At 62.1% G+C, this 21,950-nt stretch carries 22 protein-coding genes; 12 read left to right on the top strand and 10 right to left on the bottom strand.

Going from position 1 to position 21,950, the window contains the following annotated elements:
* Window position 1 precedes the first annotated feature (1 nt).
* The 5 genes from BM70_RS0106210 (at window position 2) to BM70_RS0106190 (ending at window position 3,404) form a co-directional block, all read left to right on the top strand.
* Complete coding sequence (locus tag BM70_RS0106210) at window positions 2–703, top strand: ABC transporter ATP-binding protein (protein ID WP_025855191.1); 702 nt, start codon at window positions 2–4, stop codon at window positions 701–703.
* A 247-nt stretch (window positions 704–950) separates the two neighbouring features.
* A complete protein-coding gene (locus BM70_RS0106205; RefSeq protein ID WP_025855190.1) occupies window positions 951–1,247 on the top strand; it encodes a DUF2282 domain-containing protein in 297 nt (98 codons plus the stop codon).
* 23 nt (window positions 1,248–1,270) lie between these two features.
* Window positions 1,271–2,149 (top strand): DUF692 domain-containing protein, encoded by an 879-nt coding sequence (locus BM70_RS0106200; protein WP_025855189.1) that lies wholly within the window; start codon window positions 1,271–1,273, stop codon window positions 2,147–2,149.
* Entirely contained in the window at window positions 2,146–2,922 is a 777-nt protein-coding gene (locus BM70_RS0106195) for a DUF2063 domain-containing protein (protein WP_025855188.1), read from the top strand. The genes BM70_RS0106200 and BM70_RS0106195 overlap by 4 nt, the downstream gene beginning before the upstream one ends.
* The gene (locus BM70_RS0106190; protein ID WP_025855187.1) at window positions 2,919–3,404 is read left to right on the top strand and encodes a DoxX family protein; all 486 of its coding nucleotides are present in this window, start codon (window positions 2,919–2,921) and stop codon (window positions 3,402–3,404) included. Before BM70_RS0106195 ends, BM70_RS0106190 begins: the two co-directional genes overlap by 4 nt.
* Here the strand turns inward: BM70_RS0106190 and BM70_RS0106185 are convergent.
* Complete coding sequence (locus tag BM70_RS0106185) at window positions 3,401–4,309, bottom strand: LysR family transcriptional regulator (RefSeq protein WP_025855186.1); 909 nt, start codon at window positions 4,307–4,309, stop codon at window positions 3,401–3,403. The two genes, BM70_RS0106190 and BM70_RS0106185, sit on opposite strands and share 4 nt — an antisense overlap.
* A 212-nt stretch (window positions 4,310–4,521) precedes the next feature.
* Here BM70_RS0106185 and BM70_RS0106180 point away from each other — a divergent pair, with 212 nt between their 5' ends.
* From BM70_RS0106180 to BM70_RS0106170, 3 genes are all read left to right on the top strand, one after another.
* Window positions 4,522–5,121 carry a short chain dehydrogenase gene (locus BM70_RS0106180; RefSeq protein WP_025855185.1) on the top strand — a complete coding sequence of 200 codons (600 nt, stop codon included), beginning with the start codon at window positions 4,522–4,524 and terminating at the stop codon, window positions 5,119–5,121.
* A gap of 96 nt (window positions 5,122–5,217) precedes the next feature.
* Window positions 5,218–5,889, top strand: a complete 672-nt coding sequence (locus BM70_RS0106175) for a COG3650 family protein (RefSeq protein WP_025855184.1) — start codon at window positions 5,218–5,220, stop codon at window positions 5,887–5,889.
* Window positions 5,890–5,995: 106 nt separating this feature from the next.
* Window positions 5,996–7,609, top strand: coding sequence for an NAD(P)/FAD-dependent oxidoreductase (locus tag BM70_RS0106170; RefSeq protein WP_025855183.1), 1,614 nt, complete (start codon window positions 5,996–5,998; stop codon window positions 7,607–7,609).
* Window positions 7,610–7,653: 44 nt separating this feature from the next.
* Here BM70_RS0106170 and BM70_RS0106165 read toward each other — a convergent pair whose 3' ends face one another.
* The gene (locus tag BM70_RS0106165) at window positions 7,654–8,748 is read right to left on the bottom strand and encodes a PLP-dependent cysteine synthase family protein (RefSeq protein ID WP_025855182.1); all 1,095 of its coding nucleotides are present in this window, start codon (window positions 8,746–8,748) and stop codon (window positions 7,654–7,656) included.
* A gap of 216 nt (window positions 8,749–8,964) precedes the next feature.
* Between BM70_RS0106165 and nhaA the strand changes: the two genes are divergently transcribed.
* Window positions 8,965–10,140 (top strand): Na+/H+ antiporter NhaA, encoded by a 1,176-nt coding sequence (nhaA, locus tag BM70_RS0106160; protein ID WP_025855181.1) that lies wholly within the window; start codon window positions 8,965–8,967, stop codon window positions 10,138–10,140.
* A gap of 134 nt (window positions 10,141–10,274) precedes the next feature.
* Here nhaA and BM70_RS0106155 read toward each other — a convergent pair whose 3' ends face one another.
* Window positions 10,275–10,739, bottom strand: a complete 465-nt coding sequence (locus BM70_RS0106155) for a glycine zipper 2TM domain-containing protein (RefSeq protein WP_025855180.1) — start codon at window positions 10,737–10,739, stop codon at window positions 10,275–10,277.
* Between the two features lie 157 nt (window positions 10,740–10,896).
* On the opposite strand from BM70_RS0106155, the gene BM70_RS0106150 reads away from it, so the two are divergent.
* Window positions 10,897–11,139: a hypothetical protein gene (locus BM70_RS0106150; RefSeq protein ID WP_025855179.1), complete on the top strand. Its 243-nt coding sequence runs from the start codon at window positions 10,897–10,899 to the stop codon at window positions 11,137–11,139.
* 54 nt (window positions 11,140–11,193) lie between these two features.
* Here BM70_RS0106150 and pdxH read toward each other — a convergent pair whose 3' ends face one another.
* From pdxH to dinG, 5 genes are all read right to left on the bottom strand, one after another.
* Window positions 11,194–11,841 carry a pyridoxamine 5'-phosphate oxidase gene (gene pdxH, locus BM70_RS0106145; RefSeq protein WP_025855178.1) on the bottom strand — a complete coding sequence of 216 codons (648 nt, stop codon included), beginning with the start codon at window positions 11,839–11,841 and terminating at the stop codon, window positions 11,194–11,196.
* Window positions 11,842–11,868: 27 nt separating this feature from the next.
* Entirely contained in the window at window positions 11,869–13,035 is a 1,167-nt protein-coding gene (locus tag BM70_RS0106140; RefSeq protein ID WP_025855177.1) for an OmpA family protein, read from the bottom strand.
* Between the two features lie 143 nt (window positions 13,036–13,178).
* Window positions 13,179–14,324 carry an EstA family serine hydrolase gene (locus BM70_RS0106135; RefSeq protein ID WP_025855176.1) on the bottom strand — a complete coding sequence of 382 codons (1,146 nt, stop codon included), beginning with the start codon at window positions 14,322–14,324 and terminating at the stop codon, window positions 13,179–13,181.
* Between the two features lie 81 nt (window positions 14,325–14,405).
* The gene (locus tag BM70_RS0106130; RefSeq protein ID WP_025855175.1) at window positions 14,406–16,703 is read right to left on the bottom strand and encodes a beta-galactosidase; all 2,298 of its coding nucleotides are present in this window, start codon (window positions 16,701–16,703) and stop codon (window positions 14,406–14,408) included.
* Window positions 16,704–16,791: 88 nt separating this feature from the next.
* A complete protein-coding gene (dinG, locus tag BM70_RS0106125) occupies window positions 16,792–18,936 on the bottom strand; it encodes an ATP-dependent DNA helicase DinG (protein ID WP_010212383.1) in 2,145 nt (714 codons plus the stop codon).
* A gap of 99 nt (window positions 18,937–19,035) precedes the next feature.
* Here dinG and BM70_RS0106120 point away from each other — a divergent pair, with 99 nt between their 5' ends.
* Window positions 19,036–19,503, top strand: coding sequence for a CopD family protein (locus BM70_RS0106120; RefSeq protein ID WP_025855174.1), 468 nt, complete (start codon window positions 19,036–19,038; stop codon window positions 19,501–19,503).
* A 142-nt stretch (window positions 19,504–19,645) separates the two neighbouring features.
* On the opposite strand, the gene BM70_RS0106115 is transcribed toward BM70_RS0106120, so the two are convergent.
* Window positions 19,646–20,404: a hypothetical protein gene (locus BM70_RS0106115; RefSeq protein ID WP_025855173.1), complete on the bottom strand. Its 759-nt coding sequence runs from the start codon at window positions 20,402–20,404 to the stop codon at window positions 19,646–19,648.
* 161 nt (window positions 20,405–20,565) lie between these two features.
* Entirely contained in the window at window positions 20,566–21,261 is a 696-nt protein-coding gene (locus BM70_RS0106110; RefSeq protein ID WP_025855172.1) for an OmpA family protein, read from the bottom strand.
* Window positions 21,262–21,452: 191 nt separating this feature from the next.
* On the opposite strand from BM70_RS0106110, the gene BM70_RS0106105 reads away from it, so the two are divergent.
* Entirely contained in the window at window positions 21,453–21,950 is a 498-nt protein-coding gene (locus BM70_RS0106105; RefSeq protein ID WP_025855171.1) for a DUF6231 family protein, read from the top strand.

The raw sequence follows: 21,950 nt of genomic DNA, 5'->3' as shown, positions 1-21,950 counted from the left end.
AATGCTGCAATTCGAAAACGTTTCCACTTTCTACGGCAAGATCCAGGCCCTGCACAGCGTCAATGTGGAAGTGCGCCAGGGTGAAATCGTCACGCTGATCGGCGCCAACGGCGCGGGTAAATCCACCTTGCTGATGACCCTGTGCGGTTCGCCCCAGGCTCACAGCGGCAGCATCCGCTACATGGGTGAAGAACTGGTGGGCCAGCATTCGGCGGCAATCATGCGCAAGAGCATTGCGGTGGTGCCGGAAGGCCGTCGCGTGTTCTCGCGCCTGACCGTGGAAGAGAACCTGGCCATGGGCGGGTTCTTCACCGACAAGGGCGACTATCAGGAGCAGATGGACAAGGTGCTGCACCTGTTCCCGAGGCTCAAGGAACGCTTCAGCCAGCGCGGCGGCACCATGTCCGGCGGCGAGCAGCAAATGCTCGCCATCGGCCGTGCGCTGATGAGCAAGCCCAAGCTGTTGCTGCTGGACGAACCTTCACTGGGCCTGGCGCCGATCATCATCCAGCAGATCTTCGACATCATCGAACAGCTGCGCAAGGACGGTGTGACAGTGTTCCTGGTGGAGCAGAACGCCAACCAGGCCTTGAAGATCGCTGACCGCGCCTATGTGCTGGAAAACGGTCGGGTGGTGATGCAAGGAACTGGCGAGCAGTTGCTGACCGATCCGAAAGTACGCGAGGCGTACCTGGGCGGCTAAGGTTTTATTGCTGAAGGAACCGGCTTGAACAATGTGGGAGCGGGTTTGCTCGCGAATGCGGTGGATCGGTCAAGGATGCAGTGACTGACATACCGTATTCGCGAGCAAGCCCGCTCTCACATTTGTTTTGCGTGAAGCGAAATTTTTAATTTTTTTGAAGCCGGTGTAACGAATTCCATCCCCCCCTCTCTAGTGGTACAAGCAGGCACTCAAGCCCGCCAACTCAACCCACTGCTGGAGATACACTATGACTACCAAACTGTCCGCCGCTACCCTCGTCCTGGCCCTTGGTTCTGCCTTGAACCTGTCCGCCCTGACCACCACCGCCCACGCCGCCGACGACATGCAGAAATGCTTCGGTGTCGCCGAAGCCGGCAAGAACGATTGCGCCGCAGGCGCCGGCACGTCCTGCGCCGGTACCTCGAAAACCAAAGACCAGGCCAACGCCTGGAAACTGGTGCCCGCCGGCACTTGCCTCAAGACCCCAAGCTCCACCTCGCCGACCGGTTTCGGCCAGGAAGCTGCCTTCACCGCCAAATCCTGATCCCTCGCAAAACCTGAGTACTGATGATGACTCTTTCATCCCTGCAAGCCGTCTCCCAGGCTCAGGCGCCCGGCCTCCCACGCCGGGCCGGGCTGGGGCTCAAGCATGAGCACTTCGTTGAAGTGCTCGAGACCTCACCCGATGTCGGTTTTTTCGAAGTGCACGCCGAAAACTACATGGTGGCCGGCGGCCCGTTTCATCATTACCTGGGGTTGATCCGCGCGCAGTACCCGCTGTCATTGCACGGTGTGGGCCTGTCCATCGGTGGCGAAGGCCCGCTGAACCGGGAGCACCTCGCGCGGTTGGCCACACTGATCGATCGCTATCAACCCCACTCTTTTTCCGAACACCTGGCCTGGTCGAGCCACGGCCCGGTGTTCCTCAATGACCTGTTGCCGCTGGCCTACGACAGCGCCACCCTGCAACGGGTGTGCGAACACGTCGACCAGGTCCAGAGCACCCTCAAGCGGCCGATGCTGCTGGAGAACCCGTCGACCTACCTGCAATTCCAGCGCTCAACCCTGGACGAAACGGACTTCATCAGTGAAGTCATCCGCCGGACCGGCTGTGGTTTGCTGCTGGACGTGAACAACGTCTACGTCTCTTGCATCAACCATCAGCGCGATCCACTTTCCTACCTCGATGCGCTGCCGCTGCACGCCGTCGGTGAAATTCACCTGGCCGGTTTTGCTGAAGACACTGACAGCCTCGGCGACCGCCTGCTGATCGACGACCACGGCGCGCCTATCGATAACGCCGTATGGCAGCTGTACGAAAAGGTACTGGCTCACGTCGGACCAGTGCCAACGCTGATCGAGCGGGATAACCAGGTGCCGGCATTCAACGTGCTGCTGGCCGAGGCTCAACAGGCCGAATGGCATCTGGCGCAGGTGATCGCATGAGCCTCCATGACGATTTTTCCGCAGCCTTGCTGGCAACGGACCAGGCCTGCCCCGATGGCCTGTTCAGCAGCAACGGTGCCGACCCGGCCAGCCGTTTCGCGGTGTATCGCAACAACGTGCACAGCTCGTTGATCAATGCGTTGGCAGCGGCTTATCCGGTCACGCTGCAATTGGTGGGCGAAGCGTTTTTCCGCGCCATGGCCAGCCTCTATGTCCAGGCGCACCCGCCCACCAGCCCGTTGATGAGTGACTATGGCGGCGCGCTCGCCGAGTTCATCCAAGGCTTTGAACCCGCGCAAAGCGTGCCCTACCTGGCGGACATCGCCCGGCTGGAGCGCCTGCGAGTCCGCGCCTATCACGCGGCCGATTGCCAGGTGCTCGATCAGCAAGCCGTGCTCCAGGCGCTGCAGGGTCAAGCGGACCTCGGAACCCTGCGCCTGCACCTGCACCCGTCGCTGGCCACGCTGAACTCACCTTACGCAGTGGTGGCGGTATGGGCAGCGCACCAGACCGAGGGCGGCCTGGCCACCCTGAATCCCTGGCTTCCCCAGGGGGCGCTGGTGCTGCGCCAGGGGCTGGAGGTCAAGGTGTTCGCCATCGACCCTGGCTCAGTGGCGTTCATCAACAGCCTGGCGCATGGCAACGCATTGGGAACAGCCGTGGAGCACGCGCTGGAAGCATCCGCCGAATTTGACCTGCACCAATGCCTGACGCTGCTGATCGCCCACAACACCCTCACTCATTTGCACCTGGAACAAAAGGTATCGCCATGAACACTCGCCCCTCGTGCCTGATCAAACGGGCCATCGCGCTTTTCGAGCAAATTCCCTACAGCCTGATCGCCTTTCTCGCACGTTTTTCGATTGCCGCGGTGTTCTGGAAATCCGGGCAAACCAAAGTCGAAGGCTTTGCCATTGATTTCATCAGCGGCACCTTCCAACTCGGCGAACCGAAACTGGCGGCCTCGACATTGCCGCTGTTTCGCAGCGAGTACCACGTGCCGTTGTTATCGCCGGAAGTGGCGGCACCTATGGCCGCGTTTGCCGAGCATTTTTTCCCGGTGCTGATCCTCGTGGGCTTCGCCACGCGCTTTTCGGCGTTGGCCCTGATCGGCATGACCCTGGTGATTCAGTTGTTCGTCTACCCGGATGCCTACCCGACCCATGGCACCTGGATCGCACTGCTGTTGCTGCTGGTGGCCAAAGGGCCGGGACGCCTGTCCATCGATCACCTGATCGCCCGTCGCTACGCTTAAAGCCGATCCAGCGCCTCGCCGCTGCGCTTGAACCAATCCACCAGATAGTCGGCCAATACCTGGGTGCGACGCGGCAGGCCGCCCTGATAGGGATGCACCAGGTACATCGGCATGCTGCGCGTTTGATAATCACGCAGGAGCCAGCGCAATCGGCCGTCAGCCAATTCCGCTGGCAGCACGTAGGACGGCAGGCGTGCGATACCGGCGCCGACCAACGCGGCCTTTTTCAACAGGTTGTAGTGGTTGGAGGCAAAGGTGCCGCTGACCCGCACCCGCAGCAATTCGTGCTGCTGGTGGTAGAGCCATTCTTCACGGCCACTGTAGTGGCTGTTGAGCAAACAGGTGTGGCCGGCCAGTTCGGCTGGCGTTTGTGGTTCGCCATGCTGCTCAAGGTAGGCCGGGCTGGCGCAGGTCATCTCATGCCAGGCCAGCAACGGTTTGGCGACGAGGCGCTCATTTTCAGTCGCGCCTGAGCGTACCGCCAGGTCAAAGCCATCTCGCGCCAGGTCGCGGTAGTTGTTGTTGAGCTCCAGCTCGATCTGCACCTGCGGGTATTGCTTGGAAAACTCCAGCAACAAGCCGTCGAAGAAGGTTTCGCCCAACGACACCGGAACCGTCATGCGCACAGGTCCTGCCAGGTCATCCTTGAGCCGGGCCAAGGCCTGACGGGCGCGTTCCACCTGCACCACCAAGGCCTGGGCCTGGGGCAACAGCGCCGCGCCGGCGGCGGTAAGGCTGAGCTTACGCGTAGTGCGGTGCAGCAGCACCACGGAAAACCGCGCCTCCAACTGGCTGATGCGCTTGGACAACTGCCCCTTGCTGCAACCCAACTGCTCGGCGGCCAAGGTAAAACTGCCGGCTTCGATCAGCACGGCGAAGGCCGCCAGGTCATCCATCTCGCTCATGGATTGTTTCCAATTGAAAACCAAAGGTTGCTTATTAGCACGTTTATTCCCTGGAAAAGCCACCCTAGACTTGATGCCTACCCTGTACGGCAGGAGCGGGTGGGACGTCTGGTCCTTGCGATGAGGCGGCAAACCTGGAATACAGCGAGGTTCTCGCGTTTTTCGCGGGCAAGCCCGCTCCTGCAGTTTTTAACCTCTGGAGGAACAGCACCATGAAAATCCTATTGATTGGCGCCAGCGGCACCGTCGGCTCGGCGGTCAAGGCGGAACTGGCTCAGCGTCACGAAGTGATCAGCATCGGCCGCAGCAGCGGCGACTTCCAGGTGGATATCAGCGACAGCGCCTCGATCCGCACACTGTTCGAACAAACCGGCAAGTTCGACGCGCTGGTCTGCGCAGCGGGCAGCGTCAACTTCGTGGCCTTGCCGGAAATGAGCGAAACCGATTTCGAGCTGGGCCTGCGTGACAAGCTGATGGGCCAGGTCAACCTGCTGCTGATCGGCCGCGACTACGCGAACGACGGCGCCTCGTTCACCTTCACCAGTGGCATTCTGAACCGCGACCCGATCCGCACCGGCGCCTCGGCGGCGCTGGTCAATGGCGCCATTGACGCCTTTGTCAAAGCGGCGGCAATCGAATTGCCCCGCGGGTTGCGCGTCAACTCCGTAAGCCCGACCGTCCTGCTGGAGGCCATGGACAGCTACGCGCCGTATTTCCGTGGCTACAAACCGGCACCGGGCGCCGATGTGGCATTGGCCTACGCAAAAAGTGTGGAAGGCTTGCAAACCGGTCAGGCTTTTATCGTTGGCTAAACAGGTTGGGCTGTCGGAATTGCCTGAAGCTGGCGGCCGGGGTTGTGATGCAACGCCGGCCTGCGTAACGTGGCGGCACTTGTCTGGAGACCGATAATGCGTGCCGCCCATACCCTTGCTCTGTTTGCCTTGTTTCCCCTGTTCGCCGCCTGCCAGATGTTCGACCGCGAGCCGGCCAAACCCTCTCTCGCCGGGCTGACCCGCATGCAGGGCGAACTCACGGCGGTCGGCGGCAAACTGCTGTTCCAGCCGTGCAACGACAAACGCAACTACGTGGTCAACGACACCGGCGGCACCAGCATCCTGCAGGAAGCAGCCTCCCTGGCCGGCCAGCAAGGTGCGCTGTTTGCCGACCTGCGTGGCCAGTTCTCCGGGGTTGCCAGCGGCACCCAGGGCAGCGTGGACCTGCAACAGCTCTATCGCGTCGAGCGCTCGACCTCGGCCTGCGACGACCCGGACTTCAAGCGCATGATCCTGCGCGCCAACGGCCACAAGCCGGCCTGGGCGATGAACGTCACGGCCAAGGGCATGGTGCTGGAACGCGAAGGCCAGCCACCCTTGGCGGTGCCGTATGTGGAGGAGCAAATCGGTGACGGCCGCTTCAACCTGATGACCGAAGCCAACAACCAGCACGTCGAACTGTGGGTGGCCCCGCAACGCTGCATCGACAGTGTCAGCGGCAGCCTGCAACACATGACCGCCGAGTTGCGCGTCAACGGCCAGGTGCAACGCGGTTGCGCCGCGTTTGGCGGTTCCCGCGACGACTGACTCGACCCCGCGCTGTTTTAACATGACGGGAAACGGCCATTGGGGCTTATAATCGCCGGTTTGCAAAACAGCCGGCCTCTCTGCCCGCCGCCTACCGGATCCCGTCATGTTACGAATCACCGAACTCAAGCTGCCCATCGACCATCCCGAAGAAGACCTGCGGCCTGCCATCGTGCAGCGCCTGGGCATCGCCAGTGATGACCTGCTCGATTTCACCCTGTTCAAACGCAGCTACGATGCGCGCAAGAAATCCTCGGAGCTGTGCTTCATCTACACCATCGACTTGAACGTGAAGGGTGAGGCCGCCCTGCTGCTCAAGTTCGCCGATGACCGCAACGTCAACCCGGCGCCGGATGTGAGCTACAAAGTCGTGGGCCAGGCGCCGGAAGGCCTGACAGAACGCCCGATCGTCGTCGGCTTTGGCCCCTGCGGCATTTTTGCCGGGCTGTTGCTGGCGCAGATGGGCTTCAAGCCGATCATCCTCGAGCGCGGCAAGGAAGTACGCCAGCGCACCAAGGACACCTGGGGCCTGTGGCGCAAAAGCGTGCTCAACCCCGAGTCCAACGTGCAGTTCGGTGAGGGCGGTGCCGGGACCTTTTCCGACGGCAAGCTGTACAGCCAGATCAAGGACCCGAAATTCCACGGCCGCAAAGTCCTGCACGAGTTCGTCAAGGCCGGTGCACCGGAAGAAATCCTCTACGTCAGTAAGCCGCACATCGGCACCTTCCGTCTCACTGGCGTGGTGGAAAACATGCGCGAACAGATCATCGCCCTGGGCGGTGAGGTGCGCTTCGAACAGCGAGTGACCGACGTGCTGATCGAAGACGGCCAGTTGAACGGCGTGGTGGTCAACGATGGCGAGCAGATCCTCTCCAAACACGTGATCCTGGCCCTGGGCCACAGCGCCCGCGATACCTTCCGCATGCTCCACGGCCGCGGCGTGTACATGGAAGCCAAGCCGTTCTCGGTGGGTTTCCGCATCGAACACCCGCAGTCGCTGATCGACGCCGCACGCCTGGGCAAATACGCCGGGCACCCCAAGCTCGGCGCCGCCGACTACAAACTGGTGCACCACGCCAAGAACGGCCGCTCGGTCTACAGCTTCTGCATGTGCCCAGGCGGTACCGTGGTAGCGGCGACGTCCGAGCCGAACCGCGTGGTCACCAACGGCATGAGCCAGTACTCGCGGAACGAGCGAAATGCCAACTCCGGCATCGTGGTCGGCATCACCCCTGAAGTGGACTACCCAGGTGGCCCGCTGGCCGGTATCGAGTTGCAGGAACGCCTGGAGTCCCACGCCTACATCCTCGGCGGCAGCAACTATGAAGCGCCGGCGCAGTTGGTGGGTGATTTCATCGCCGGCAAACCCTCCACGGCGATCGGCAGTGTAGAACCGTCCTACAAGCCAGGCGTGTCCCTGGGCGACTTGGCGCTGGCGTTGCCAGACTTCGCCATCGAAGCGATCCGTGAAGCACTGCCGGCCTTCGAGAAGCAGATCAAGGGTTATTCGCTGCACGACGCGGTCTTGACCGGTATCGAGACGCGCACCTCATCGCCGCTGCGCATTACCCGCAACGAATCGATGCAGAGCCTGAACGTGAAAGGCCTGTTCCCGGCCGGTGAAGGCGCGGGGTACGCCGGTGGGATTCTGTCGGCGGGCGTGGATGGGATTCGGATTGCCGAGGCCTTGGTGCGGGATATGTTGGGCCTCGAGGCCTGACACATTTCCCTGCAGGAGCCCGGCTTGCCGGGCTCCTGCAACGGCTAAATGTTTGCGCGCAGGACGCTGTCAGGCAATGGCTCGCCCCGCTCGACACTGGCCGCAACGGCCGCGATCAATGCGTCCAACACATACCCCTGCCCTGCCAGCCAGGCCTGGTCGTAATAGGTTGTGGCATATCGCTCCCCGCCATCACACAAGATCGCCACGATCGAACCCGACTCCCCCGCCGTTTTCATCTGCTGCGCCGCCACCAGGGCGCCAATCAGGTTGGTCCCGCTGGAACCACCGACCCGTCGCCCCAGCCGTTCGGCCAGGTAATGCATGGCCGCCAGCGAGAGCGCGTCCGGCACCTTGACCATCGCATCAATCACCTTGGGCAAAAACGACGCCTCGACCCGTGGCCGGCCAATGCCTTCAATGCGCGAACCGCAGTCCAGGCGCAAGCTCGCATCGCCACTCTGATAGAAATCAAAGAACACCGAACGCTCGGCATCGGCACACAGCACGCGGGTGCAATGCTGGCGATAGCGCACGTAACGGCCAAGAGTCGCGGTGGTGCCGCCGGTGCCAGGGCTGGAGATCAACCAGCTCGGCTCGGGATGCTGCTCGAAGCGCATCTGCTGGAAGATCGATTCGGCGATGTTGTTGTTCGCGCGCCAGTCGGTGGCACGCTCGGCGTAGGTGAACTGGTCCATGAAGTGACCACCGCTTTCCCGCACCAGGCGTTCGGACTCGGCGTAGATCTGCGTCGGATCCTGTACCAGGTGGCTCTTGCCGCCGTAGAAGGCGATCTGTGCAATTTTTTCCTGGGAGGTGGTGGCCGGCATCACCGCAATAAATGGCAAACCCAGCAAACGCGCAAAATAGGCTTCGGAAATCGCCGTCGAGCCGCTGGACGCCTCGATCACCGGCGCGCCCGGCTTGAGCCAGCCGTTACACAGCGCGTAGAGGAACAGCGAGCGGGCCAGCCGGTGTTTGAGGCTGCCGGTGGGATGGCTGGACTCGTCCTTGAAATATAACGCGATACCCGGAAGGCCCGGCAGCGGCAACGGGATCAGGTGCGTGTCGGCGCTGCGTTGGAAGTCTGCTTCAATGATACGAATGGCTTCGCGGGCCCAGGGACGTTGGTCGCTCATGGAGAGTTTCTCTGAAGGTGTAAGCCCTGATTTTAGGGGGTTTCCTACACGCCACACAGATACAGTACCGACTCAATCGGACACACAATTGCTAGGCTTTGGCCCATTGTCATCCCAAGCCGCCGCTTATAACAAATAAGAATATAACTTTTGTTTTAACAACTAACGGTACGGGTTAGGGTAGCCACTTATTGAACCTGGATTGGAGAGCATCCCTTGCCTCTGCGTAGCACTTTCACCCGTTTCTTCCAGCTGGAAGCCGCCAGCGGTCTATTGTTGATCGCGGCTGCCGCCCTGGCCCTGATCATCAACAATTCACCGTTGTCGCACCTGTACAGCGCATTTCTCGATGTGCCGGTCGTGGCGCAGATTGGCGCGTTGAACATCGCCAAGCCTGCCTTGCTGTGGATCAATGATGGCCTGATGGCCCTGTTCTTCCTGCTGATCGGCCTGGAGGTCAAGCGCGAACTGCTCGATGGCCACCTGTCCAAGCCTTCGCAAGTGGTGTTGCCCGGCGCGGCAGCCATCGGCGGCATGGTGGTGCCGGCGCTGATCTACTGGGCGATCAACAAGGACTACCCGGCCGCACTGTCCGGCTGGGCGATCCCCATGGCCACCGACATTGCCTTCGCCCTGGGCGTGCTGGCCTTGCTGGGCAAACGCGTGCCGGTGTCGCTGAAACTGTTCCTGATGACCCTGGCGATTATTGACGACCTGGGCGCAATCATCGTGATCGCCGTGTTCTATTCCGCCGACCTGTCCGGTGCGGCCCTTGCGGGCGCGGGTGCCTGCCTGATTGCCTTGATCGCGATGAACCGCCTGGGCGTGATCAAGCTCGGGCCCTACCTGATTATTGGCCTGATCCTGTGGGTGTGCGTACTCAAGAGCGGTGTTCACGCCACCCTCGCCGGTGTGACCCTGGCGTTCTGCATCCCGATGCGCACCAGGAACGCCGAGCCGTCACCGCTGCTCACGCTGGAACACGCCCTGCACCCGTGGGTGGCCTACGGCATCCTGCCGTTGTTCGCCTTCGCCAACGCTGGCGTGTCCTTGACCGGCGTCAGCCTGGAAAGCTTCACCCACCATGTACCCATGGGCATTGCCACCGGCCTGTTGATCGGCAAGACCATCGGTGTCTTCGGCCTCACCTGGCTGGCCATCAAGACCGGCCTTGCCGCCCTGCCCAGCGGCGCGAACTGGGGCCAGGTGTTTGGTGTGGCGATCCTGTGCGGCATCGGCTTCACCATGAGCCTGTTTGTCGGTTCCCTGGCGTTCGTACCGGGTGCCAGTGAGTTTGCCGGGGAAGATCGGATGGGGATTCTGACCGGGTCGATATTGGCCGCGTGCATTGGTTATGCGGTGACGGCGATGGCGAGTCGTAAGAAGGCTTGATTCGCCCGAAACACGATCACGGTGGCGAGGGAGCAAGTCGTGCAAACAGCCGCTCGCGGAGTAACCCCAGCCCCGTAAAACCAAAAACCCCAACCGGTCACCCGGTTGGGGTTTTGTGTTTCCAAGGCCGACGTTTAGCGAGTAACGCGGCTGGTACCATCAACGGTCATGATGCGTACGCGGTCGCCGATGCGGAAGATTTCATTCTCCTGCACGGCCTGCACGTAGGCACGCATGCTGCCGTCGTCTTCGCGGACGGTGATTTCCACACCCTGGGTGCGGGTCAGGCCTTCTTCGGTGGCCGAACCCAACAGGCCGCCGGCGACGGCGCCGATGACTGCGGTCACGATGCTGCCACGGCCGCCGCCGATGGCACTGCCGCCAACGCCGCCGATGACTGCGCCAGCAGCGCCGCCGATTGGGGTCTTGGTGCCTTCGATTTTCACCGGACGCAGGGATTCGATGGTACCCATGCGCACGGTCTGTACACGACGCGCTTCGTCACGGGAGTACGAGTCGCCGGTCAGACTCGAGACGCAGCCACCCAACAGCAACGACAGGGTGGTAAAGCAGGCAACCAGTAAAACGGACTTACGCATAGCATCAACTCCAAAGGACAGGTGTTCATTAGACGCTGCGGCTTGACGCCTGTCACGGCAAGCCCCGCAGAAAATTGCTTTCATTCAGCCTTAGTACAGACTGCCCGCACCAGAAAACTCGACGAACGGTAGCCCTCCTCTCGCCGCCAGGACCTTCATGGATGACTTCATCATTGTAGTCACAACCCTTGCCGGCCTGTATTTCCATGGCTGGCTGTACCTGCGCATCCGGCGCTGGATGGACCGGGACCTGGCGCTGTCCCTGGCGGGCGATGATCTGCACAAGCGTGCCTTCATGCTCAAGCAACTGGAGCAGGCTCGCGCGTTGAAAATCAAACGAGCCGACTTGCCGCACTGGTTGAAACGGGCGGCGCAGCAGTACACGCCCGAGGCCTCTTGAATAGAGACTTCGGGGTGACGGGCATCATTCAGGCGAAGTGACGAAAGGTGCAGCTCAAGGTGCCAGACGCTCGCGCGTCCATTGCGCCCGTTGCAGGCGATAGTTCAGGCGGTCATGCAAGCGGCTGGCGCGGCCCTGCCAGAACTCGATGCGCTCGGGCAGCAAGCGATAGCCACCCCAATGCTCCGGGCAGTCAGGCTGGGTGTCGCTGAAGCGCTGTTCGGTAGCCTTGAGCAGGTCTTGCAGTTCTTCCCGGTCACGAATGACCTGGCTTTGCGGAGAGGCCCAGGCACCCAGGCGACTGCCCAGCGGGCGGACCTGGTAATAAGCGTCCGACTCCTCAGGCGTGACCTTGACCACCCGCCCTTCGATGCGCACCTGGCGCTCCAGGGTCGGCCAGAAGAACGTCATGGCTGCAAACGGCTGCACAGCGAGCTGTTGGCCCTTGGCACTCTGATAATTGGTGAAGAAGGTAAAGCCCTGCGCATCCAGCCCCTTGAGCAACAGGATGCGGCAATGCGGGCGACCGTCCTGGTCGACCGTGGCCAGGGTCATGGCGTTGGCTTCCACCGGTGGCTGCTCGGTTTTTACCGCGTCAGCAAACCACTGGTGGAACAAGGCAAATGGCTCGCTCGGGGCCTGGGCCTCGCTCAAACCATCCCGTGTGTAGTCACGGCGCATATCGGCCAGTGCCTGGGTCATGCGGCTTTATCCTTCTGGTTCAGCGGATCAGTTTTTGGCCTGGTCGTTTGCCGGTGCTGCGGCCTTGGCCTTGGCCGGGGCCGGTTTCTTCGCAGCAGGCTTGGCCGGGGCTTTTTTAGCAGCTGGCTTGGCAGCCGCTTTTTTCGCAGCCGGCGCCTTTTTAGCCGGTGCCTTGGCGGCCGGAGCCGGGGCTGGAACGTCCTGCACCGCAACCATTTCGGCGACAGGCGGGGTCTTGCCCGATTGATACTTGCTCAGCAGCGCCAGCATGGTGGTGCGCTGGGTGAACATGATTTCCATGCGACGGTTCAGGGCACGGCCCTGGTTGCTGTCGTTGGCCGCACGTGGCATCAGGTCGCCCATGCCGCGCAGCATCAGACGGTCCTGCTTCAGGCCGCTGAGGCTGAAGATCGAAGCGATGGATTGCGCACGTTCCTTGGTCAACGCCTGGCTGGCCGGTGCGCTGCCGGTGGCATCGACGTGGCCCAGCACCAGTACGGCGGTCTTGGGGTCGGCTTCAACGGCCTTGGCCACACGGGTGAACGGACCGAGGGTGACCGGCAGCAGCATCGCCGGGCGTTTCGGGTTATAGGAGCCGTCCACCGGGGCAATCACGACCAGCACATTGTCGCGACGCTCAAGTTGCAGGTTGCTGTCCTTGATGGCAGCGCGCAGGCGTGGCTCATAGTCGTCAAGCCAGGCCTGGGTGATTTTCGGATCGGGCATCGGCACGTTGGTCACGTCGACCTTGGCCAAAGGCTTGGGTTTGCTTTCGAACGGCCACCACCAGTGGGTCTCGGTGTCGCTATTGGCGACCGCTGGAGCTGGTTCTGCGGCCTTGAGGTCGGCTTTCAGGTCGGCCTTGGCATCGGCAGCCTTTTCGTCGGCGGTCTTGGACGAGAACGGCCACCAGCTGGAGCCGCTGTCGGCCTTGGCGGTTGGCGCTGGAGCGGGTGCGGCAGCTGCGGCGGCTACCGGTGCAGCAGGCTTGGCGCCAGCGGCCGGTTTGGCATCTGGCTTGGCGTCTGGTTTGGCATCCGGCTTGGCGTCGGTTTGGGTCACTGCGTCCTTGGTCGCGGCCTTATCGGATCCAAATGACCACCAATGCCCGCCCTCGGCATCATTTTGTGGAGTTTGTGCGCAGCCGGTAATAGTGAGGCATAGCGCCAGTGCCAAGGACTTGTTCGATAACATGAGATATCCACAAAATGAGAAAAGAAACGGGGGTCTGGATGACCCGTTAAACAGACGCTTACAGAACATTAAAGTTACATCATTTCGTTCAGCGCCTTCTTATAGTTGCCTTTGTAACAAAAAAACGTGAAACAGCAAGGGGTTTACAGACAACCGGCCAATATTCCGACCAACTTCTGTGCCCGTGGGTCCATAAGTACGTAAGGCCCCAATGTATTAGTCACGAAACCAAATGCTACATCGTGCTCAGGGTCGGCAAACCCGACCGAACCACCGGCGCCCGGATGCCCGAAAGCACGCGGGCCAAGGCCGAAGGTCGCGTTAGGCAGCTGTGGCTGATCCAACATGCAGCCCAGGCCAAAACGGGTTTGCGTCAATAATGTTTTATCCGGCCCGATACTGTGTTCGCGGGTCAGTTGTTCAAGCATATCGGCTTCGAGCAAACTACCGTCCAACAATCCGCTATAAAAACCCGCCAGGCTACGTGCATTACCGTGACCATTTGCCGCTGGCTGCTGCATACGGCGCCATTCAGGTTTATTAGTGCTGGTCAGAATAGACGGTGGATTGGCAAATGCGCGCGTAGTCATGGCCGTGGGTTCACGCATCATTACTTGCAATAAACGCTGTGCCGCTTCATCGCCCATAGTGCCTTTGCTGCGCGCTATATGTGCGACGCGATAAAACTCTTCATCCGCCAGGCCCACATGGAAGTCCAGCCCCAATGGCCGTGCAACCCGCGCCACGATGGACTCTCCCGGCCCGCGCCCATCGGCACGACGCAGCAATTCGCCGACCAGCCAGCCATAGGTGATCGCCTCGTAGCCATGGCCTTGACCCGGCGTCCACCACGGGGCTTCGGCCGCCAGGGTGTCGACCATCAGTTGCCAGTCGTAGAGCGCCTCGGTCGGCAGCATCTCGCGGATCGCCGGCAACCCGGCCTGATGGCAGAGCAACTGGCGCAGGGTGATGGCTTCTTTTCCGGCTGCCGCAAACTCAGGCCAGTAGTTGGCGACCGGCGCATCAAGTTGCAATTTGCCTTCGGCCACCAATTGCAGGGCTGTGACGGCGGTGAAGGTCTTGGTGCAGGAGAACAGGTTGACGATGGTGTCGCTGTGCCAGGCCTCGGCACCGTCCTTGTCGGCGGTGCCGGCCCACAGGTCGACGACGGTTTCACCGCCGATCTGGATGCAGAGCCCGGCACCACGCTCCTGAGGGTCATCGAACAAGGCGGCGAACGCTTCACGTACCGCTTCGAACTGGAGTTCGTAATGACCCTGAATCTGCACCTGAGCGCCCTCGAAAACATCAAAAAAAGTGGCCGACATTGTTCCAGCCCTTGTGGGTTTTGTGAACCCGTCAGCACTCAATCAATGACCATTTCCAGCGTGCCCACCCGCATGCCCGGCGCCCTGCCCCGGGCCTTTGCCCTCATGCCCGGCCCGGCCACCCTCGCTTTCACGCGCGGCGCCTGCCGCCTTGGCCTTTTCCGCTTCCTTGCCCAGTTGGTCGACCGCCGCCAGGTTGCTTTTGCGCACGCTCTCGACAAAGCCCTGGAAGGGTACGTCGGTGATGCCGACCAGGCCAAAGTGGCCATTCTCACCGTCCAGCAAACGCCCGGTCACCGGCTGGTCCAGGTACTGGAACCAGTGCACACCGACAATCGACGGCTCGGCCATGGCCTGCTTGAGGAAATTGCCATAGGCCGCGCCACGGTCCTCTTCCTTGGCCAACTGGGTCACACCGCCCCAGAACGGCCCGCGGTCAGCCGAGCCGAAGTTGAATTCGGTGATCAGCACCGGTTTGTCCAACGCTCGCAAGGCGGCGAAGTCGTAACCGTCCTGGGGTTTGAGGGTGTACATATTGAAACTCAACACATCGCAATATTGCGCACAGGAGGCCACGGCTTCCGGCGTGCTGACCGCATAACGGCCACCCAGCAGCAGTTGATGGGGAGCGTGCCATTTCAGCGAGTCGGAAATGGTCTTGAAGTAGGCATCGGCGAAGGTCTTCTGGAAGTATTTGAAGTCCGCTTCGATTTCCGGGTGCTCGGGGCTCGGCATCGGTGGTTCGAAGCCTGGGTCTTCCATCAGCTCCCAGCCTTTCAGTTCGATGCCCCAGGCTTTCGACAAGCCTTCTTCGTTGCGGTATTTGTCGCGCAGTTGCTTGAGGAACGCACGTTTGGCCGGGACGTCGGTGGTCATGCGCAGTGTGCCGTAGGCCAAGGCGTAACGGGACTTTGGATCATCGCCAGGGCCGGCCCAGGCCAATTCGTTGTCGGCAAAGAAGCCGATCAGCCACGGGTCATCACGATGGTCACGGGCAGCAATGGCCACGGCGCGCTCGGTGGCCATGGCAAAGCGTGGGTCGAAGGGATCGGGCATGCCGCCCCACCAGTCGGTGCCGGTGCTGATGCTGGCGTAGTCGCCGACAATCGACAGCGGCAAGGTGTAGGGCACGCGGTCGGCGGTGGCCAGGTCCTCGTCGCTCCAGTTGCCGACGGTGTTGAAACCCCAGGCTTGCAGGCGGTCGAGGGTGTGGGTCACCCAGCGTTTCTGGTCAAACCCGTCACCGCCATACGTGCGCTGCAGGTTGGCTCCGTAAAAGTCATACCAACGCCCGGCAGCAAAGCTGCGGCCTTCGCCCGCGCCATTGCCGGTGCGGTTGTCACTGCTGCCGTAGTACTTGTCGAAGGGTTCGCCGCCCTTGGGCAACGCTGCGAACATCCATTCTCGGCCTGCCACGTAGGTCTGGCTGTTGTCCGGGGCCACGGTATTGACGCCCAGTGAGTAGAACGGATGCCCCTCCGGCGTCACCAGGTACCAGCGACCGTCGCGCTTCTCGGTGCGGAAAAACCCGCTGGCGTCGAACGCCGGGCCTTTGTTCCAGCCGCCGTATGGGTCCAGCGCGGATTTGTCCCGCGTGGCCAGCCAGCCCTGGAGCTGCTGTTGCTCCTTGGCGGCAGCGGCCTTGAGCTGCTCGTCGCTGCTGACTTTTTCCGGCCAGCGCGCACGGGTGGATTGACCATAGGCATCCACCAGTTCGCTGTAGGCGGCCTTCAGCACCGGCTCGCTGTCCTGCACGCCAAAGCGCTCCAGCAGAATGCTTTGGGCGGCGTTGGGCTTGATCATCGACAAGGTCACCGAGACCACCTGGCTGCGGTCGATCTCGCCCGCGCTGCTGGCCAGCAACACGCGCTGGCCGTCCACGGTGATCGGCATCGGTGGGCCGGCCTTCATGCCCTGGCTCAGCGGCGAATTGGCCTGCAGTGGCACCAGCAAGGTCTGGGCCGGGCCGGCGGGCAGGTCGATGCGGCTGACCAGGGTCTTGCCATCCGCGCTCTGCACCTTGACGTAGAGTGTCAACGCCCAGTCCATCGCACTCTGGATACGCAGGCTCATGGCACCCGACTGGGACCAGTCCCAGGCTCCGGTCTGCGGGCTGAGGACCAGGCTCGGTTCGGCGGCCGGGTTGAAGGTAATGCGGCGCAGCACTTCGCCTTCGGCCGTTTGTTCGGCGTTGTATTGCGGCAGGCTGGCGTCCTGGGTCGCCACCTTGACCACATCGGCAGGCCGGACGAAGTTGAACAAGGTCTGTTGCCCGGCAGGCGCGGCCATCAACGGCGCGGCGAGCAACAAGGCAAAAAGTGCGGGCAGCGTGCGAATCATACGAACAAGGTTCTCCCAGACGGCCGGCGAATGGCCTGATGACATAATTGAGATAGACCACGAAGTGGGCGCATTCGCCCACGGTGGCTTAAGAAATTTCGCGCCTGAACGGCGGCAAGGCATTGAGGATAGCCTTGCCATAGCGCTGGGTGACCAAACGGCGGTCGAGCAACGTGATGGTGCCCCGGTCCTCTTCGGTACGCAGCAAGCGACCGCAGGCCTGGACCAGCTTCAAGGAAGCATCCGGCACCGAGATTTCCATGAACGGATTACCGCCCCGTGCCTCGATCCACTCGGCCAGGGCCGCCTCGACCGGATCATCCGGCACCGAGAACGGAATCTTGGCGATCACCACGTGTTCGCAGTAGGCGCCCGGCAAGTCCACGCCTTCGGCAAAGCTCGCCAGGCCGAACAGTACGCTGGAGTCGCCACCGTCGACGCGCGCCTTGTGCTTGTTCAGGGTTTCCTGCTTGGACAGGTTGCCCTGGATGAACACCTGCTTGCGCCAGTCGCGGTCGAGGCCGTCGAACACGTCCTGCATCTGTTTGCGTGACGAAAACAGCACCAGCGTACCGCGTGAACCTTCCACCAGCTCCGGCAGGTCACGGATGATCGCGGCCGTGTGGGCCGCCGCATCCCGTGGGTCGGCCTTGAGGTCCGGCACCCGCAGCACCCCCGCGTCAGCGTGATGGAACGGGCTCGGCACCACCGCGGTGACGGCCTTTTTCGGCAGGCCGGCGCGCATGCGGAAGCGGTCGAAGGTGCCCAGGGCAGTCAGCGTGGCCGAGGTCACCAGGCAGCCATAGGCCACGTTCCACAGGTTGCGGCGCAGCATTTCGGCGGCCAGGATCGGGCTGGCGTTGACCTCGATATCGAACAATGCACCGCTTTCCGACAGAGTCAGCCAGCGCGCCATGGGCGGGTTGTCTTCCGGGTCTTCGACAGTGAAGGCGGTCCACAGCTCCCAGTTGCCTTGGGAGCGCGACAACAGGCTGCCGAACAGCGGGTACCATTCCTCGGCCTGGTTGCTGGCGATGCCGATGTTGACCTCGCCGTCCATGCCCTCCTTGAGCAGATCAGTGAGGCGGGTGAAGAGGTCGGTCAGGCGTGAAAAGCCCTTCTTCAGCTCGATGCCCATTTCGCGCATGTGCTCGGGGATGAGCCCGCCGACAAAACGGTGACGTGGCCGCTCACGGCCCTCGACGTCTTCGCCGGGCTTGAAGTCGGCCACCTGCTCGCAGGCGCTGAACATGAACTGCTGCTGGGTCTTGATCTCCCGCGCCAGTTCCGGCACCTGTTCGATCAACTTGCCCAGGTCGCCGGGCAGCGGGTGCTGGGCCAGCAACTTGGTGAGGTTCTTCGCGGTGGTTTCCAGCCAGTCGGCAGTGGAGCGCAAGCGCGTGTAGTGGGCGAAGTGGCCGATGGCCTTGTCCGGCAGGTGATGGCCTTCGTCGAACACGTACAGGGTGTCGCGCGGGTCCGGCAATACCGCACCGCCGCCCAGGGCCAGGTCGGCCAGGACCATGTCGTGGTTGGTGACGATCACATCGACCTTGCCCATACCTTCGCGGGCCTTGTAGAAGGCGCACTGGCCGAAGTTGGGGCAATGGCGGTTGGTGCATTGGCTGTGGTCGGTGGTCAGGCGCGCCCAGTCGGCGTCTTCCAAGGCAGTGGGCCAGCTGTCGCGGTCACCGTCCCATTTGTTGCCGGCCAGCTTCTCGATCATGCTGGTGAACAGCTTCTGGCTGGCCTCATCGACCTCGATCTTGAAGCCTTCTTCTTCGAACAGTTGGGCGGTCGCGGTTTGCGCGTGGCCTTCCTGCAACAGTACGTCGAGCTTGGACAGGCACATATAGCGCCCACGGCCCTTGGCCAGGGCGAAGGTGAAATTCAGGCCGCTGTTGCGCATCAGGTCGGGCAGGTCTTTGTAGACAATCTGCTCCTGCAGGGCGACCGTGGCGGTGGCGATCACCAGGCGCTTGCCCGCGGCCTTGGCCGTGGGGATCGCAGCCAGGCTATAGGCCACGGTCTTGCCGGTACCGGTACCGGCCTCGACGGCCACGACCGCGGGCTCACCTTCGCGGCGACCTTCGTCGTCGGTGTCGATATCCCCGAGGACCTTGGCCACTTCGGCGATCATCAGGCGTTGGCCGTAGCGCGGTTTCAAGCTCTTGGCTTCGAGAAAACGCGAGTAGGCGCCCTGGATCGTGGTTTTGAGTTCAGTGCTGATCATGGATAGTCGGGCGCAAAAAACGCTGGATAAATTTTCAGTGGTTCGGATCGGCCGCTATCATACCCCGCTAATTAATCCCGCGCAGAACGGAGTACCACAATGACCGCGTTTAGCCTCGCTTACACCCTGCATGTATTGGCCGCCCTGATCTGGGTCGGCGGTATGTTTTTCGCCTGGATGATCCTGCGCCCCGCCGCTGTGGCGGCACTTGAGGGCCCTGCCCGGCTCAAGCTGTGGGCGAATGTGTTTCAACGTTTTTTCGTGTGGGTATGGTTGGCGGTGGCGGTTTTGCCGATCAGCGGCATTGGCCTGCTGCAACTGCGCTTCAGCGGGTTTGAGACCGCGCCACGTTATGTGCAGGTGATGATGGGCTTGTATCTGGTGATGACGGCGCTGTTTATCCGCATCCAGGCGTTGAAATTTCCGGAACTGCGCAAGGCGGTGGCGGCTGAGGATTGGCCGGCGGGGGCTGCGGTGCTGGGGCAGATTCGCAGGTTGGTGGGCATCAATCTGATCGTGGGGTTGGTGGTGGTGGCGATTGCTTCGGCCCGGCCGATGTTGCAGTGAGCGGGCTTGCTGTGGTGAGCGGGCTTGCCCCGCGCCGGGCTGCGAAGCAGCCCTAAAACCACACAACCTGTTTCTCACTGCAAACACGCGGTGACTGGATTGGGGCGGCCTCGCCGCCCCCAGCGCGGGGCAAGCCCGCTCACTACAGGCGCTGAATAGTCACAGTCCCCGCAGGCCCAGCCGGCCCCGGCCGCCCTTCCAACCCTGGGCGGCCCTTCTCGCCGCCATCGGCGCGGTACACCAGGCACCCCTTCGACTGTCCACCTTTACCAGGCTTGCCCGCCGTACCGGCCAAACCGCCCGCACCGCCATCGACCCAGACTTTGATCTGCTGCGCCGGGAAGTCCTGCGGCAACTCGACCCGCACCTGCGCACCGGCCGCGCCGGGCAAGCCATCGCCGCCGTTATCGCCATTGGCGCCACGACCGGCCGAGCCCCAGGTGCAACCCGGATCTTCACCGTTGGCACCATCCAGGCCGGCATAGCCTTGGGCACCGGCACCGCCACGGGCGTCCACCGAGAGTTCGTCTGCAACCAGCGAATTGATGCGCAAGGTCAGGTCACGCCCGGCCTTGGCCGGCTTTTCATGAGTACCGGGAGCACCGCGTGAAGTGATCTGACTGCCGTGGTCCAACTGCGCATGGCGCACCTGTAATTGCAGCGCGGTGTTGCCGGGGACAATGGCGATGCGGGCGTCGCGGCCCAGGTGCAGCTCATCCACGCTGACCTGGCTGATGGTTGCAGGAATCAGCAAGGTGCCGTAGTCCGCCACGTCCAGGCGCTCCAGTTGCAGCACGCTGGCGCTACTGGGCAGGCGCATCAGCGAGTTGGTTTCAACACTGACGCTTTGGGCCAGGGCAACGGGGCTGACCAACAGGGCCAGCAGTAAAACCTTACGCATCATGGGGCTCCCCTGAATTCTTTCGACAATCATTTGTAGTTTTTTCTTTGGACGCACAGTAACGACTTCCACAGGCGCTTTGCCAGTGAAGGTTCAAAAAAGTTAATAAAGGGGGAGGATTGGCAGCAATGCCCCTGTGGATCCCACAGGGGCAAGGGCCGTCAGCGGTTGATCTGGATTTCCGTACGGCGGTTCAAGGCGCGGCCTTCAGCGGTTTTGTTGTCGGCTACGGGGTGGCTCTCGCCCGCACCGGTCACCGATACAAAATTGCTGCGTGGTACACCGGCGCCGATCAGGTAATCGGTAACCGAGTGGGCGCGTTTTTCCGAAAGTTTCTGGTTGTAGGCGTCTTTGCCGACGCTGTCGGTGTGGCCACTGACCCGCAGTTGGGCGGTCGGGGCTTCCTGTTTCAAGCGCGTGGCGATGGTATCGAGCTTGGTTTTATCCGCCGCCGTCAACTTGGCCGAATCGAACTGGAAGTGCACATCGCGAATCACGATGGTTTCTTCCTTGACCACCACGACCTCCTCAACCACAGCTGGTGGCGGTGCGGGTGGGCAACCATCGGCATCGACCTGCACACCTTTCGGCGTGCCCGGGCACTTGTCGCGGCTGTCCGGCACGCCATCGCCATCTTCGTCGCCATCGCCGTGCACCCAGCAATAGGCGCCGGCCATGCCGCCGATCAGCAGCGCACCTGCGCCGGCATAAGCCGAGCTTTCAGTGGCACCGATCGCCGCACCGGTCACGCCGCCAACCGCAGCGCAGGTGGGCCAATCGGTTTTTTGCAAGCCTGCGCAACCTGTCAATACTCCGGTTAGCAGAACCAAGGGTAGAGCTGTCCGCATGATGCTCATCTGATTTCTCCTGAGGGGGATCGGCGGGGGCCGATGGGTGGAGTAAAGACGGCTCTTTTCATCTGCGCCACTACGCCGCGCCCCTGTATTCATTGAGGATCGTCGCGTTTGTCGGACTTTTCGCAGCCACCCGCTCTAGGCCCGCACGCTCAGCCGCGCTAGTCTCTACGGTCCTGATGTGAGGATCTCTGATGACCGCCGGTATTTCTGCCCGTACACCCCAGCAAGCCCTGGCCGCTTTGCTCGATTTGCACCAGCCCAAACGCCTGTTGCTGTTGGGCGCCAGCCAGTTCCCGGCGCTGGAGGCATTTCAAGCAGCGCACCCCGACACCCAGGTCGCCCTCGCCTCACCCGGCCCTCTGCCGGCGGAGCTGGCGGCGCAGCGTTTCGACCTGGCGCTGGCAGTCGATTGCCTGGAGCACCTGTCAAAACCGCAAGGCCTGACCCTGCTGGGCGGCATCCGCAACCTCAACGCCAGCCGCATTGCGGTGCTGGTGGACCTGGGCGCCTGCGGCTGGAAAGACACCGACTTCTTCTCCCTGGCCCTGCAGGCCGGCGAGCGTTTCCAGCGTGATGAGCAGGTCCTGACGCTGTTTACCTACGATCTGCTTGACTATAAACAGGTGCCGGACTGGCTCAACGCCCGCTTCTGGGCCAACCCGGAAAACTTCGGAAAGTATTGGTGGTAA

The organism is Pseudomonas sp. CHM02 (assembly GCF_000612585.1).
GTDB lineage: Bacteria > Pseudomonadota > Gammaproteobacteria > Pseudomonadales > Pseudomonadaceae > Aquipseudomonas.
This window is presented reverse-complemented; position numbering and strand designations above follow the sequence as displayed.

Excerpts from the sequence above, each read along its gene's own strand:
- BM70_RS0106195 (WP_025855188.1), top strand. The coding sequence starts at position 2,146 with ATGAGCCTCCATGACGATTTTTCCGCAGCCTTGCTGGCAACGGACCAG.
- BM70_RS0106105 (WP_025855171.1), top strand. The coding sequence starts at position 21,453 with ATGACCGCCGGTATTTCTGCCCGTACACCCCAGCAAGCCCTGGCCGCT.
- BM70_RS0106165 (WP_025855182.1), bottom strand. The coding sequence starts at position 8,748 with ATGAGCGACCAACGTCCCTGGGCCCGCGAAGCCATTCGTATCATTGAA.
- dinG (WP_010212383.1), bottom strand. The coding sequence starts at position 18,936 with ATGATCAGCACTGAACTCAAAACCACGATCCAGGGCGCCTACTCGCGT.
- BM70_RS0106130 (WP_025855175.1), bottom strand. The coding sequence starts at position 16,703 with ATGATTCGCACGCTGCCCGCACTTTTTGCCTTGTTGCTCGCCGCGCCG.
- BM70_RS0106205 (WP_025855190.1), top strand. The coding sequence starts at position 951 with ATGACTACCAAACTGTCCGCCGCTACCCTCGTCCTGGCCCTTGGTTCT.
- BM70_RS0106155 (WP_025855180.1), bottom strand. The coding sequence starts at position 10,739 with ATGCGTAAGTCCGTTTTACTGGTTGCCTGCTTTACCACCCTGTCGTTG.
- pdxH (WP_025855178.1), bottom strand. The coding sequence starts at position 11,841 with ATGACCCAGGCACTGGCCGATATGCGCCGTGACTACACACGGGATGGT.
- BM70_RS0106210 (WP_025855191.1), top strand. The coding sequence starts at position 2 with ATGCTGCAATTCGAAAACGTTTCCACTTTCTACGGCAAGATCCAGGCC.
- BM70_RS0106175 (WP_025855184.1), top strand. The coding sequence starts at position 5,218 with ATGCGTGCCGCCCATACCCTTGCTCTGTTTGCCTTGTTTCCCCTGTTC.
- BM70_RS0106185 (WP_025855186.1), bottom strand. The coding sequence starts at position 4,309 with ATGAGCGAGATGGATGACCTGGCGGCCTTCGCCGTGCTGATCGAAGCC.
- BM70_RS0106115 (WP_025855173.1), bottom strand. The coding sequence starts at position 20,404 with ATGCGTAAGGTTTTACTGCTGGCCCTGTTGGTCAGCCCCGTTGCCCTG.
- BM70_RS0106140 (WP_025855177.1), bottom strand. The coding sequence starts at position 13,035 with ATGTTATCGAACAAGTCCTTGGCACTGGCGCTATGCCTCACTATTACC.
- BM70_RS0106150 (WP_025855179.1), top strand. The coding sequence starts at position 10,897 with ATGGATGACTTCATCATTGTAGTCACAACCCTTGCCGGCCTGTATTTC.
- BM70_RS0106190 (WP_025855187.1), top strand. The coding sequence starts at position 2,919 with ATGAACACTCGCCCCTCGTGCCTGATCAAACGGGCCATCGCGCTTTTC.
- BM70_RS0106200 (WP_025855189.1), top strand. The coding sequence starts at position 1,271 with ATGATGACTCTTTCATCCCTGCAAGCCGTCTCCCAGGCTCAGGCGCCC.
- BM70_RS0106170 (WP_025855183.1), top strand. The coding sequence starts at position 5,996 with ATGTTACGAATCACCGAACTCAAGCTGCCCATCGACCATCCCGAAGAA.
- BM70_RS0106180 (WP_025855185.1), top strand. The coding sequence starts at position 4,522 with ATGAAAATCCTATTGATTGGCGCCAGCGGCACCGTCGGCTCGGCGGTC.
- BM70_RS0106120 (WP_025855174.1), top strand. The coding sequence starts at position 19,036 with ATGACCGCGTTTAGCCTCGCTTACACCCTGCATGTATTGGCCGCCCTG.
- BM70_RS0106110 (WP_025855172.1), bottom strand. The coding sequence starts at position 21,261 with ATGAGCATCATGCGGACAGCTCTACCCTTGGTTCTGCTAACCGGAGTA.